This window comes from Bradyrhizobium diazoefficiens (assembly GCF_016612535.1).
Classification (GTDB): Bacteria; Pseudomonadota; Alphaproteobacteria; order Rhizobiales; family Xanthobacteraceae; genus Bradyrhizobium; species Bradyrhizobium diazoefficiens_C.
Genome location: NZ_JAENXS010000001.1, coordinates 603,955 through 616,792, shown reverse-complemented (window position 1 = coordinate 616,792; position 12,838 = coordinate 603,955). Strand labels below are relative to the sequence as shown.

Below are 12,838 nucleotides of genomic sequence, written 5' to 3'. Positions count from 1 at the left end.
TGGCTCTCCCGGCCCTTAGGCGGTTTCGATGGCGTGGAAAACCAGCGCTGCGGAATAGACGTCCGGCAGCGACTGGATGGTGTTGAGCATGGTGCCGAGGCTGCCCGCATCCGGCGCTTCGGTCACGACGACGAGTTTTCCGCGTGCGTCGCGGCCGTGAATCTCGCAGCCGGGCAGCGCGGCAATCGCGGCTTCCAGTTCGGCGAGGCGCTCGGGGCGGGCCTGCACGATGATGCTGGCGATCTCGCAACCCGGGGGCGGCACGATGCGGTCGGTGCTGAGCACCCGGCCGGTGATCAGTGCACGGCGGTTGAGCGTGGCTTTGTTGAGTGAGCCTTGAGCCATGATGCCTGTCTTTCTCTTGTGGGAAGATCAATGCGGGGAGGTTGGCGGGCCGGGAGGGCCGGCGAACATCTGGTAGATACAGACGCCGAGGCCGTAAGAGCCGACCGTTCCGACCGCGAGGACGGGCATCACGACTGCGGTCAGGAACAGGAACGCAAAAACCTCCATGCGCTTACGGCGCACGCGCGAAGTCGTGTCGTCAGGGGCCGACATGTTCGGTCTCATTGAAATTTTGGGAATCGGGACGGCATCCGGGCCGTTGCCTTGCTGCACTTTAGATGCATCAGGCCGGCTGCCGCGTTGATCTGGATCAACGGGCAAATTGCGATGATCGTTGCCGCCGCGACCAAAAGCGCAAGTTTAGATTGTGCAGGCGCGAAGGCGATGCGAAAATTGAGCTCTCGAACGGAGACGACAGGGTGTGAATGGGATGGGGCTGACGGCCATCGATCTCGGGTTTCGCGGCGCGGCGAGCGGCGTGTTCCTGTTGATCGCTCTCGTGGCGTTGCAGCGTCGCGCCACCAATCAGAACGCTTTGCTGGGCATCGCGATGTGCGCGGGAGGCATGTTCTATGCGATCGTGACCGCCCCGTTCTTTCCCAAAGCGTCCTGGTGGTGGACAATGCCGATTGTGTCCTCGCTCGCCGCCTTATTCTGGTTATGGGCGCGTGCAGCGTTCGACGACGATTTCGTGCTCAGGCGCTGGCACGGCGCCGTGTGGCTGGCCGTCGTTGCTTGGGGATTTGCAGTGTCGCTCGCTTGGCCGCAATGGCCCGCTTTGGCGAAGTCCGGCGGTAAGGCCCTGACGTTGGTTGTCCTGGGGCTCGCGCTGGCCGCCGCGATCCAGACGGTCAAGACCTGGCACGTGGATCTGGTGATGCGGCGGCGCCGGCTGAGGTTGGCGGTGCTCACCATCAATGTCGTGACCATCGGACTCGTCGCCGTCGCGGCCTTCGCCGATATTCCCGTTGCGGCGCCCGGCGCTTCCGGCAGTCTGCCGACCGCGCTCAGCCTGTTCGTGATGTCGATGCTAGCGGCCCTTGGCCTACTCAGTCCGCCGGTGGTGGCCGTCGGCGACGCCACGGCCGCGATCGCATCAGGCGAAGCGGAGAGGCCGACCCGGGTCGCCGACCGCGCGGCCGCGGAACGGGTCGAAATCGATCCCATCCTGCTGCGGCGTCTCGACCATCTGATGACGGTAGAGCGGACCTACCGGCAGGAAGGACTTGCGATCGGGGCGCTCGCGGCGAGGCTCGACGTTCCCGAGCACCGGTTGCGTCAGGCCATCAACGAAGGCCTCGGCTACCGGAACTTCAATGTGTTTCTTAATCGCTACCGCATCGAGGACGCCAGGCTGGCGCTGTCTGACGCGACGCAAGGGGAGGTCCCGGTGCTGACCATCGCCATGGATGCGGGCTTCCAGTCGATCGGCCCCTTCAATCGCGCCTTCAAGGCCGAGACCGGCGTCACCCCGACCGAATTCCGCCGCGAAGCGCTGAGCCGGCCCGACGGGGCTGACGTCAGCGAGCCGCGTCGAGAAATGGGCTAGCCGATTTTTGGATCGGGCGAGAGGGCCGCGCCCCGATGGGGCAGACTGTCCGGCGAGAAACCTCACGCCAGCCGGAATGAGCCCGCCCATGTCTGCTTCGACCGACGCCGCGCCTGCATCGGAACGACTCCACGCCCTCGATGCGCTGAGGGGTATCGCGCTGCTGCTTGGCATCGTCCTGCACGCAGCCATGTCGTTCGTGCCTATCGCGCCCCGGATCTGGCTCATCCAGGACACCCACCCAAGCCTGCTGCTGGGCCTGCTGACCTTCACCATCCATGTCTTCCGGATGACGACCTTCTTCCTGATGGCGGGCTTCTTCGCCCACATGAGCTTTCATCGCCGAGGCAGCATGGGCTTCGTCAAGGACCGGTTGCAGCGGATCGCCCTGCCGCTCGTGATCGGCTGGCCGCTCGTGTACGTGCCGATCGCGCTGATTGTCATCTGGGCGGCGAACTTTCCGAATGGTGGGCCGCCGCACGGCGCGTTCGGCTGGATGCCGCCACTGCCGAATTTCCGCCTGACCCATCTCTGGTTTCTCTACGTTCTGCTGGAACTCTATGTCGCCATATTGCTGCTGCGCGGGGCGATCGTCTGGCTCGATGCGTCAGGCACCTTGCGAACGCTCATCGACCGCCTCTTCGCACGGATCATCCGCAATCCGCTGGCGCCACTCGTCCTGGCGATCCCAATCTGCATCGCGTTCTGTCTCGATCCGCGATGGGGCCATTCGATGGAGGTGAGGACGCCGGATCAGTCGCTCATTACCAATGCGCAGGCCTGGATCTGTTTTGGTGCCGCCTTCGGCGTCGGCTGGCTGCTGCATCGGCAGGTCGATCTGTTGCGGCTGATCGAACGGCGCTGGCTTCCGCATCTCGTGCTCGCGGTCGGCCTGATCCTGATCTGCTTCGTGCTCGCGGGTGTGATGTTATCTGCGCCGGGCGCGCCGAAATTGCCCTATAGTTTCGCGACATTGAGGCTTGTCTCCGCCATCCTCTATGCACCGGCAATCTGGATTACGACCTTCGCGGCCATCGGCCTCGCGCTCCGCTTCATGTCGGGCTTCAGCCCGGCCTGGCGCTATCTCGCCGATGCGTCGTATTGGCTCTACCTGATCCATCTGCCGATCGTGATGGCGCTGCAGGTCGCGCTGTCGCAGCTCGACTGGCCCGGGCTGATCAAGTTCGCCGTCATTCTCGTCGTTGCGCTTCCACCGATGCTGGCGAGCTATCATCTGCTGGTGCGTTTCACCTTCATCGGTGCGGTGCTGAATGGCCGCCGCGCCGAAAAGCGCGTTCTCCCGCATGGCGGAATTGCGACTGCGTAGACAGCGCCGCCGCACGCACTAAGATGCCCGCAACAAAAATAAGCGGGAGAAGCGTCATGAAGTTCGGCATCTTCTACGAGCTGCAACTGCCGCGGCCCTGGGTGGCCGGCGACGAGCTCGCCCTTTACCAGAACGCGCTCTCGCAGATGGAACTGGCCGACAAGCACGGCTATGACCACGCCTGGGTGGTCGAGCATCACTTCCTCGAAGAGTATTCGCACTCGCCGTCGCCGGAATCCTTCCTCGCAGCGGCGAGCCAGCGTACGAAGAACATCAGGCTCGGCCACGGCATTCTCCAGCTCACGACGAACCATCCTGCGCGCGTCGCCGAGCGCGTCGCGGTGCTCGATTTACTCTCCAATGGCCGCTGCGAATTCGGCATGGGCGAGAGCGCCTCGATCACCGAGCTGACGCCATTCGGCCGCGACATGGAGACCAAGAAGGAGGTGTTCGAGGAGGCGGTCAGTGCGATCTTCCCGATGTTCAAGGATGCGGGCTCGGAGCATCACGGCAAGTATTTCGACATCCCCTTGCGCAATGTCGTACCAAAACCGGTGCAGAAGCCGCATCCGCCGTTGTGGATGGCCTGCTCGCAGCTGCCGACCATCGAGCGCGCGGGGCGTCATGGCTTTGGCGCGCTCGGCTTCCAGTTCGTCAGTGCGGATGCCGCGCATGCCTGGGTGCACGCCTATTACAATGCGATGACCAAGCGACTGAACAAGCTCGCCGACTACGAGATCAATCCGAACATGGCGCTGGTGTCCTTCTTCATGTGCGCCAAGACCGACGAGGAGGCGCGTGCGCGTGCCGATGGTGCCACCTTCTTCCAGTTCGCGCTGCGCTTCTACGGCGCCTCGCAGAACCGCCAGCGGCCAGCGCCCTACACCGTCAACATGTGGGACGAATACAACAAGTGGAAGCGCGACAATCCGGAGGCGCAGGAGGCGGCCTTGCGCGGCGGCCTGATCGGCTCGCCCGAGACGATCCGCAAGAAGCTCAAGCGCTTTCAGTCTTCGCATATCGACCAGGTCATCCTGCTGAATCAAGCGGGCAAGAACAGCCACGAGCACATCTGCGAGTCGCTCGAGCTGTTCGGCCGCGAGGTGATGCCGGAGTTCCAGAACGACCCGGCGCAGGCCACCTGGAAACAGGGCGTGATGAGCGGCGAGATCAAGCTGGAAGAGATCGACACTCAGGCCTTCACCGACCGCTACGGCAAGCTCGCGGTCAACGTTCCGCCGGCGAAGGCTGCGGCGGGGTAACGCTTCGTATCCGGCATGGGCCTCGGCTCAGCAGCGCAGCGTTTCACGCTGCGCTGCGTCCGGGGCACGAGACTGTACGCGAAGCGCCAACTCTCGTGTCCCGGACGTGCTGCGTAGCGTTGCTGCGCAGAGCCGGGACCCGAAGCAGCATACGCCGGCCCAGCCGACTTTCAGTAAAACCCCGCTGCTGCTATCGTCCGCCAAAAGAACTTCGGCGGAGGACACCCATGCGGCCCCACGCGACGGCCTCAGATCCAGCAGCCGGCGACGTTACGCCCGCGGTGCTCGCCATCGGTCGTCCGGACTTCCCAACGATCCTGATTGATACGTTGCGTAGCCAAGCCGGCGTCGGCCATTGCATGGTGTTCGCTCTGACGCGCGCCGGCGCGGCAAGCTGTCTGCTTGATATCGGCAACATCCCGACCGGCGGCGATCTCGGCGCCGCCTATGCCGGCCAGTTCCACGAATCCGATCCCAACCGCGATGCGCTGTTCGAGAGCGAGGGCAACGCGTCGATCGTGCTGCCGTCGTTCACGCCGCGCATGTATGGCGCGCGCTACCGGAAAATCTTCTTCAACGACTCCCACATTGTCGACAAATGCGCCACCGCGATCTGGACTGGCGACACTTGCTTCTACGTCAATTTCTACCGCGTCACCGCCCAGGGCCGTTTTGGCGATGCCGAGCGTGCACGGCTCCAGGCGATCGCGCCGGCGATTGGCGCCAGCGTCGCGCGTCATCTCCAGCAGGCCGCAGCGCCCGACCAGAACCTCGCCGCGCTGTTCGCGACGCGCGCGCCACTCTCCGCGCTGACGCCGCGCGAGCAGGAAGTCTGCCGCCGCATCCTGCTCGGTCTCAGCTCAGAGGCGATCTCGCAAGCCCTCGGCATCAGCCTGCATTCGACCCTGACCTACCGCAAGCGCGCCTATGAGCGGCTCGGCATTTCCTCGCAGAACGAGCTGTTCTCGATCGTGCTACGGCTGCTGGCCGGGCCTTGGCACCTGAACTAAGGGGTACGCCAAGTTCGCGATCTCTGCTTCCCAGAGAGTAAAGCGACCTAATTGTCCTTTTGAGGGAGTCTGCTCGGCAACATCCAAAAGCCGAGCTTGCAAAGTCTCGGCAATATGGAACTATGTAAAAATTGAGCACCCGTCTCGGTTTCCCTTTCGGGCATACTTCGGAGGAGCGATACATGCGCGAACTCCATCCGGCCGCACCCCATCATCTGCCTGGCTTTATCACCGCCCCCGGCGATGTTGACGTGTTGATGATTGTCGTCGGCATCGTTCTCATTGCTGCCCTCGTTGCTGTAGGCAACATCTACCTGCATCTGCATTCGCTACCGGAGCGGATGGCGCACAAGTCGCAAAAGCTTCAGTTCGAAGTCGTGGCGGTGTTGGGCCTGCTGTCGCTATTTACTCATAATCACCTGTTCTGGGTGATCGGCCTGCTGCTCGCCATGATCGATTTGCCGGATTTCAGCACGCCGCTGCGCCGGATTGCAGGATCGGTCGAGCACATGGCCGGCGTCCCCCCGGAAGAAGACTCGACCGAGCCGCCGCATATTGCAGCCGGCCACGGCGACGCGGTGAACCCGGACGTCCCCAAGAACGAGGTGCAGCGCCATGCTTGAGCTGCTTCTCTGCTCGATGCTGACGATTTTTCCAGACTACCTCTATCGCCGCTACCGGCAGGGGAAACGTCTTGGCCGCGAGATCACGCTGTATTCGGTGTGGTTCGAGCTGCGGTTCGGCATCATCGCCTGCCTGATGCTCACCGTCGCGCTGATCACGATGATCTTCTATTATCACCCGTCGACCTCCTCGGCGACGTTGTACTATCGAACCATTCCAATCGTTCCTGAAACCAGTGGGCGCGTGGCAGAAGTGCACCTTGATTTCACCGCACCGGTGAAGAAGGGCGACGTGATCTTCCGACTCGACAGCTCGAAGCAGGAAGCGTCGCTGCTGACGGCCAAGCGCAAGATCGCGGAAATCGATGCCGCGATGCTTTCGGCACAGGCCGATATTCTGAAAGCGGAAGGCCAGCTTCAGGAGGCAAAGGGCGCGTTGCAGCAGGCAACGGACGAACTGGATGTCAAACGTGAACTTCAGAAGCGCAACTCGGGCATCGTGCCGCAGCGCGATATCGAAAAGCTGCAAGTGGCCGTCGATGGCCGCCAAGGCTCGCTCGATGCGGCGACCGCCGCAAAACAATCCGCGACGACGAGGTTGAGCGCGCTTCTCCCGGCCGAGAAGGCGAGCGCCGAGGCGGCGATGGCCGAAGCGCAGGTCGACCTGGATAAAACCTACATCCGCGCCGGCGTGGATGGACGCGTCGAACAGTTTCTGCTGCGCCCCGGCGATATCGTCAACCCGGTGATGCGATCGGCCGGCATCCTCATTCCGGAGGGCGCAGGTCGCCGCGCTCTTGCAGCTGGATTTGGACAGATCGAAGCGCAGGTGCTGAAAGTCGGAATGGTGGCCGAGGCGACCTGCATCTCCAAGCCGTGGACGATTATCCCAATGGTGATCACGAGCGTGCAGGACTACATCGCAGCCGGCCAGTTTAGGGGCGGGGAGCAATTGCTCGAGGCGCAGAACACGGTCCGGCCCGGTACTGTGCTCGTTTTCATGGAGCCGATTTACGAGGGAGGCCTGGAGGGCGTGACACCCGGCAGCAGTTGCATCGCCAATGCCTATACCAGCAATCACGAGAGGATCGCCTCAGGCAAAGTCGGGGCATTCAAGAGCTTTGCGTTGCATGTGGTCGACGCAACCGGCGTCGTACACGCCATGCTGTTGCGCATCCAAGCGCTCGTGCTGCCGATCCAAACGCTGGTGCTAGGCGGGCATTGAGAGAGAGTGTGTGTGCGAGACAACGTTTGCAGATACGCTGGTCGTCTGAACTGAAGGATACGCCAAGTCCACGAAAGCGCGCGGCAAAATCGCGCATCCGTCACTCATGCTGGACCATCCAGGTCGGAGGGGCAATTGTTTTCGCTACGCCATCGAATATGCTCTTCAAGTGCTTGACCACTTCCTCGGAGCGTTGCGGATCGGGGTCCGCATCCGTGAAACTGCTTTCTTCGGTGCCACCTACCACGACGCAGTCCGCGCGCGGAAACACGTAACCGCTCCCGCTGAAGAGATATTGAAGTCGGGGTTGCGCCGGCAACCACACCAGTTGACCTTTGATCGGCGTCAAATCGGGGTCGTGCCAGATCGCGTCTGAACCCGCTCCCGGTGCAATTGACAATGATGCTCTGTGTAAGGTCGTGAACCTGTTTTTCATCGAAGAACTCTCTGGGCACGAACTGCACGCCATTCTTCTGCAGTTCCTGCTGGAGTTTGCTCAGAAATATCGGAGGTTCGACCAGCAGGGTCGAATATTTCCACCCAGGTTTGTTCATCGGTGTGAACGGCAGCCGGCTTAGTTGGGTGCGAGGAACGAGATCGGGCGGGACATTGTCGAACGCAGGCAGCGGATTGACAGAGTAGTTTTCGCGAGGGGAGACGCCATAGGCGTTGCCGCGCAACCCATGTTCCTTGTGTGCGCGTCGCAGGATACGGACAAATTTGTCCTTTTCTGCATTCAGAAACGCAACTTTCGAGGCAGCCCACTGGCCGCCGGCTACGTTCGAGGTCGTCTGCGGAATGAAATGCTTGGCGAACACCGTCACTTGCATTCTCAGTTTTTCGGTCAACCATGTCGCCGCCGTAAGGCCCATGACGCCGGCCCCCAGAACTGCAACCGGCTTTCCTGCCGGATCCGAATACTGCGCCGTCAAGATGTCTGCGACCTCCTGCGCACATCCCCAACTCATCGTGATGCCGGCGCCGCCATGTCCGTAATTGTGAACCACGAACTTGCCGTCGCTCAGCACTTCTTTCTCCAGCCGGTACGTGTTTTTTCGGTACGGCCGCAGTCCCACCTTGAGCGGGGTGAGTCCAGGGACGTAGGTGAAGTCAGGATTTGGCTCGATGGCCGCGAACGAATCGGCGGTCTGAGAACTTTCGGCGGACTGGCTCCAAGCCGCGCGCGATAGCGCCGGCGCTGCCAGCCCTCCCCCGATCGCGCGCAAAAAACTCCGACGTGCCAGCGTCATCGCACACTCTCCTTTGCCATGAAAATAAAGGAGCACCGCGCCCTAAAGCCAACCACGCGCAGGGCGGATTGCTCCGACAGTCGTTGAACGGATTCAAAATCTCGGGCAGCCGCAAATCAAAACCGAACGCGCCTCCTCAAGCCGTCTTGCTCTCAGGGAATCTCGGTCCCTTGCATGCCGATCAGCCCCTCATAGGCCCGAATAAGCGTCCAGTAGGGGGACGACGTGCAACCAAAGCCCCCGCATGTTTCGCTTTGCGATCGAATTTCGAAGTGCAGATGTGCCGTCGTGCCGTTGGGCTGGGTTTGCATCCAATTGCCGACCTCGCCGATCTTTTGCCCACGATTGCGGTGAACCAATTGGCCCTGCTTCAGGCCGGCGCCTGCGAGGGCATCCGGGCTCATGTGCAGGTACACAAAATAGACGCCCGTATCGTCATCGGCGATGAATTTCACGTTGTTATTGGCTTTCCAGAGTGCGGATCCGTTGGTCACAGCGACGACGTTGTACAGGTTGATCTTGCAACGCGTGCCGTCATATTGGCACGCAGGGGGCCGGATGTCCTGGCCTTCATGAGCCAGCTTTCCGGCCGGGCAGTCCCTGGGCTCCCGCGTCGTGTCATTTCGTTCCTCGCAGTAATTGTCGCGCCACGGATAGGCGTAGTTCTCCATGTTGTCTTCGCGAGGCTCGAGTATTTTGCCTGGGTTTTCCTGGCATTTGTACCGACCGTGATCCAGGGGGATCTTGTGGCCTAGGCAATCGCCTCCATGCATGAAGGTTTGTGAATTTGCGTAGGCTGGATTCAACTCAATCGGGAAACGCAAATCGCTCGCGCCCCACAGGATTTTCTGCGTCACGCCTCCGAGGTCGCCCTGGCTTGTCCCCGGCAGAAGATTGCCTGGCGCATAGTATGTGAAACTGGGACTTTTCTTTGCGGGACGCGGCGATAGGCTCCCGGTCGCATGAGGAACGGGGCCTGGTAGGCCACCAACGAGGCGGAGATCGCGAAGCACCGTCCGGAGAAGTCCCTCGACCTCCTTACAAGGGAAATCCGTAACGAACGGCGGATCCTTGGCACAGGATATGTTCGCGAAGTAGAATACGCCGTATTTGAAGAACGTGTACGTCAGACCATCATCGCTGACGTTGCGTCGAAGCCGCGGATACATGTCCTGCAGCGCCTGGTCCTCGACAACATCGCCTCGCAGCGCATCCCCGCCGCTCTTGTTCTCGTTGTTGACGTCATACAGCAGGCCGGTCCCGCCGAGATGAATCTGCACGAGATTTGCGTTCACCTTGTAACCGCGGGGGAGCAGTGACGGCTTGACGGTGAGGATCGCGTCATAACCGGTCGTCTTGGCGAGGAACTGCATTCTGCTGATTGTCGGGCTGAGAAAGTCACTCGTTGCTTTCAGCCCGAGGCCACGCGAGCTTGCAAATGCGGACACATATCGAGAGCTGTCGATGGGTGCTAGCACCGGAATTGGTACCTTCGCTAAGTGCGAATTGACGCCAGCCGTCATCGCATTGAGCAACACCAGAGGTCGCAACGCTTCCTTTTCCGCAAAGACAAAGCGGTCGAGTTGTCGATCAATGTCGCGCAATCGCTTCGCTGCAAGGCTGTTTGGCGGAGCCCCGAGTTCGGGTGCAATCGCCAGAGCGCCTCGAGCCACCTCCGGCCAATCAATGTTCGCGACCCTCGCGGTCGGGATGGTTTCGCTTTGTGCCATCACAGGGACGCGAATGGCGAAGGCCGCGAGTCCCAGCCCTATCGCCACCATCCGGGAATACCAGCCTTGCATCGGCATCCTCCCACGTCGGTCAATCACGATTGCTCGGTGCACACGCCTTCACGAAGCCCCGAAACACTTGATTGCCAGGGTGATCGGCAGCGAAGAACCGTTCCTGATGCCACTGAAGGCCGAGCGCAAAGCTATGCGCTGGAATCTCGATCGCCTCGATGACCCCGTCATCGGAACGAGCGCTGGCGATCACGGACGAGGACAACTCTCCAACGGCCTCCTGGTGGAAAGTATTCACGAGCATTGTGGGCACGCGAACCAAGGCCGCCAATTTCGAATGGGGGGTGAGGGTCACCCGGTGTAGTGAACCCTGCTTGTCGTGCTCGATGATGGCGGGCCCGGAAGCCTGAACGTCAGACCACAGTCGACAGCCATGAAGGCCGGCAAGCAGTTGCATGCCGGCGCAAATCCCGAGAACGGGCTTGTCCCGGCGCAGGTAACCGTCGGTGATTTCGCGCTCAATGGCCAATCTCTCCGAAGGCGGAGCCCTCGATGGCTTGCCCTGGAGATACCAGTCGTCAGGGTAAGAAAATCGTCCCCCAACGCAAAGCAGGCCATCGAATTCTTCAACGACCGGCGCCACGATTTCGGAGAGGTAGGGGATTCCGAAGGGCAGGCCGCCGGCATCCCGGATCGCCGCGAAATAGCTCTTCGAAGCCTCGTACCGGCTTCCATCACCGCTGGTATTCTCGTCGAGGATCACCGCGATCCGTGGCTTGCGCTTCATGGCGACTTCCTATGCGACTACAGCTCCAACCTGTAGCTTGGCCCACATGAGCGGAGTCATGATCGTTGCATGCTCTTCGACGCGGGCCAGTTCGGCGGAGAGGGCGGCGTGCTCCGCCGATCCTTCGAGAATAGTCCTGCAAAAATTCCTTGGATGCGCGGCCTTTGTCTCGACTGGTCCATCGACATAGACGCAGGAGACGGTTGGCTGCCAGTAGGCCTTCGGATTTCCAAAAGTCAGAACCGCGCCACGCATCTTAATTTTGGATTTGCCGAGTCTTTCGGGCTGCACGAGGGTCAGTCTCACCTGTCCCTCGAAATGCGCGGGCATGCTGAGAACGTTGCGCTCCTGATTCATATGAACATTTCCAGAATAATGGACCTCGTCTCGCGCACCTGAGTCAGAGACGTAATAGTGCAGTTCACTGAACGCGAGACAGTCGTGGCTCTCGCTTGGCCGGATGTCCAGGACGCTGCAGGTAATGTTACGGGCGGTTAGAAAGGAGCGCCTGTACAGAAAAAATCGACCGCACAGATGGTCGTAGTCGCTCGTATGATATCCTCCGAATGGCGACGATTGGCTCGGAAGAGCAATCGAGAGCCCGTAGTCTCGCGGATTCAACCCTGCGTTGGCAAGGATATTGAGAAGGGTATGCCTTTTCAGTGAAAGTCGGTCACTGTCCGGCTGCACGCATTTCTTGAAGGTGTTGAGCGAAATCTTGAGAATTTGGTCAGCGTATTCAGCATCATTGAGCGAAGACGTGGCCCGATGGGCCTGTAGATCTGCGCTGAAGCGAACGAGATGGACTCCGGAAAGACTGGTCGACATTGGGCGCTCCAGCACCTGTCTCGCGGGCGTTGTGACACAAACTAACACTACCTGATAGAACTTGACAGCCAAATAGCTATCATTGCCAAGCCAGTTGCTGATGGCGATCGCAAGATGCTGTTTTCGCTCGAGGGCTGTGCGCTCAATCTGCAAGTGCAGGCTGATCATCCGACCAGCTGAATCGGACGCAGAGAGGTTACGTCATGGACACCGCAAGTCTGACTGCTATCCCCTCGATCATAGACGTTTGGGAGCCTGCGTGCCGGACGTCCCCAACGCGGGAAGTCGTGCGGGTCGAGCGCACGGCGGTCCTGTTCGCCGATATCATCGGGTTCACCTGCATGACAGAAGAATGGTCACCCGCAGAGCACATGAATTTTTTGCACAATTACCAACACCGTATGGCGACGCGAGTCATTCAGCATGAGGGCAACGTCATACAGTACCAGGGCGACGCTATCGTAGCGATATTCCGTGACTCCCATGATACGCGCGACGCGGCCGGTCATGCCCTCTCCTGCGCCTTCGGCATGCTGGACACGATTGCGGCCTGGAGCGCCGACCGCAGGGCTCGCGGAGAATTGCCTCTGAGCGTTGGCATCGGCGTACATTTTGGCTCGGTGGGCATGGGCCAAATTGGAGTGGAACAACATCTGGAGCAGACGATCGCCGGCGACACGGTCAACGTGGCGCGCAAGCTCGAAACGCTCACGCGGGGGCTTGGCGCATCCCTCATCGTGAGTGACGAGCTGTTTGGCGCAATCTCGCGAGACGCTCATCATGGGTCGGTGGTTGATCAACTGAAACCACATGGCTGCTGCCGAATTGCCGGCCGGGCAAACCCGATTTCGATCTGGCTGTTACCGCGGGAGCCGCTCTCGGCCTGATGT

At 60.9% G+C, this 12,838-nt stretch carries 13 protein-coding genes and 1 pseudogene; 7 read left to right on the top strand and 7 right to left on the bottom strand.

What is annotated here, in order from left to right:
- Window positions 1-15: 15 nt before the first annotated feature.
- The gene (locus JJE66_RS02890) at window positions 16-345 is read right to left on the bottom strand and encodes a chaperone NapD (protein ID WP_200512618.1); all 330 of its coding nucleotides are present in this window, start codon (window positions 343-345) and stop codon (window positions 16-18) included.
- 27 nt (window positions 346-372) lie between these two features.
- Window positions 373-558, bottom strand: a complete 186-nt coding sequence (gene napE / locus JJE66_RS02885; protein WP_200512617.1) for a periplasmic nitrate reductase, NapE protein — start codon at window positions 556-558, stop codon at window positions 373-375.
- 217 nt (window positions 559-775) lie between these two features.
- Between napE and JJE66_RS02880 the strand changes: the two genes are divergently transcribed.
- The 6 genes from JJE66_RS02880 to JJE66_RS02855 all read left to right on the top strand — a co-directional run bounded on the left by JJE66_RS02880 (window position 776) and on the right by JJE66_RS02855 (window position 7,341).
- Window positions 776-1,894 (top strand): AraC family transcriptional regulator, encoded by a 1,119-nt coding sequence (locus JJE66_RS02880; protein WP_200512616.1) that lies wholly within the window; start codon window positions 776-778, stop codon window positions 1,892-1,894.
- A gap of 88 nt (window positions 1,895-1,982) precedes the next feature.
- On the top strand, window positions 1,983-3,221 hold the full coding sequence (locus JJE66_RS02875) for an acyltransferase family protein (protein WP_200512615.1): 1,239 nt from the start codon (window positions 1,983-1,985) through the stop codon (window positions 3,219-3,221).
- 56 nt (window positions 3,222-3,277) lie between these two features.
- Window positions 3,278-4,483, top strand: coding sequence for an LLM class flavin-dependent oxidoreductase (locus JJE66_RS02870; protein WP_200512614.1), 1,206 nt, complete (start codon window positions 3,278-3,280; stop codon window positions 4,481-4,483).
- A 227-nt stretch (window positions 4,484-4,710) separates the two neighbouring features.
- Entirely contained in the window at window positions 4,711-5,493 is a 783-nt protein-coding gene (locus tag JJE66_RS02865) for a LuxR C-terminal-related transcriptional regulator (RefSeq protein ID WP_200512613.1), read from the top strand.
- A 182-nt stretch (window positions 5,494-5,675) separates the two neighbouring features.
- Window positions 5,676-6,116, top strand: coding sequence for a hypothetical protein (locus JJE66_RS02860; RefSeq protein WP_200512612.1), 441 nt, complete (start codon window positions 5,676-5,678; stop codon window positions 6,114-6,116).
- Window positions 6,109-7,341: an HlyD family secretion protein gene (locus JJE66_RS02855; protein WP_200512611.1), complete on the top strand. Its 1,233-nt coding sequence runs from the start codon at window positions 6,109-6,111 to the stop codon at window positions 7,339-7,341. Before JJE66_RS02860 ends, JJE66_RS02855 begins: the two co-directional genes overlap by 8 nt.
- 100 nt (window positions 7,342-7,441) lie before the next feature.
- Here JJE66_RS02855 and JJE66_RS38805 read toward each other — a convergent pair whose 3' ends face one another.
- From JJE66_RS38805 to JJE66_RS02835, 5 genes and pseudogenes are all read right to left on the bottom strand, one after another.
- Window positions 7,442-7,777 (bottom strand): FAD-dependent oxidoreductase, encoded by a 336-nt coding sequence (locus JJE66_RS38805; RefSeq protein ID WP_409362818.1) that lies wholly within the window; start codon window positions 7,775-7,777, stop codon window positions 7,442-7,444.
- Window positions 7,761-8,309 (bottom strand): annotated as a pseudogene (locus JJE66_RS38800) (FAD-dependent oxidoreductase); the annotation flags it as partial. The pseudogene JJE66_RS38800 and the gene JJE66_RS38805, both read right to left, overlap by 17 nt.
- 434 nt (window positions 8,310-8,743) lie before the next feature.
- Complete coding sequence (locus JJE66_RS02845) at window positions 8,744-10,393, bottom strand: M23 family metallopeptidase (protein WP_200512609.1); 1,650 nt, start codon at window positions 10,391-10,393, stop codon at window positions 8,744-8,746.
- 19 nt (window positions 10,394-10,412) lie between these two features.
- Entirely contained in the window at window positions 10,413-11,120 is a 708-nt protein-coding gene (locus tag JJE66_RS02840; protein WP_200512608.1) for a gamma-glutamyl-gamma-aminobutyrate hydrolase family protein, read from the bottom strand.
- A 9-nt stretch (window positions 11,121-11,129) separates the two neighbouring features.
- Window positions 11,130-12,116 carry a hypothetical protein gene (locus tag JJE66_RS02835; protein WP_200512607.1) on the bottom strand — a complete coding sequence of 329 codons (987 nt, stop codon included), beginning with the start codon at window positions 12,114-12,116 and terminating at the stop codon, window positions 11,130-11,132.
- A gap of 119 nt (window positions 12,117-12,235) precedes the next feature.
- Between JJE66_RS02835 and JJE66_RS02830 the strand changes: the two genes are divergently transcribed.
- Window positions 12,236-12,835 carry an adenylate/guanylate cyclase domain-containing protein gene (locus JJE66_RS02830; protein WP_200512606.1) on the top strand — a complete coding sequence of 200 codons (600 nt, stop codon included), beginning with the start codon at window positions 12,236-12,238 and terminating at the stop codon, window positions 12,833-12,835.
- Window positions 12,836-12,838 lie beyond the last annotated feature (3 nt).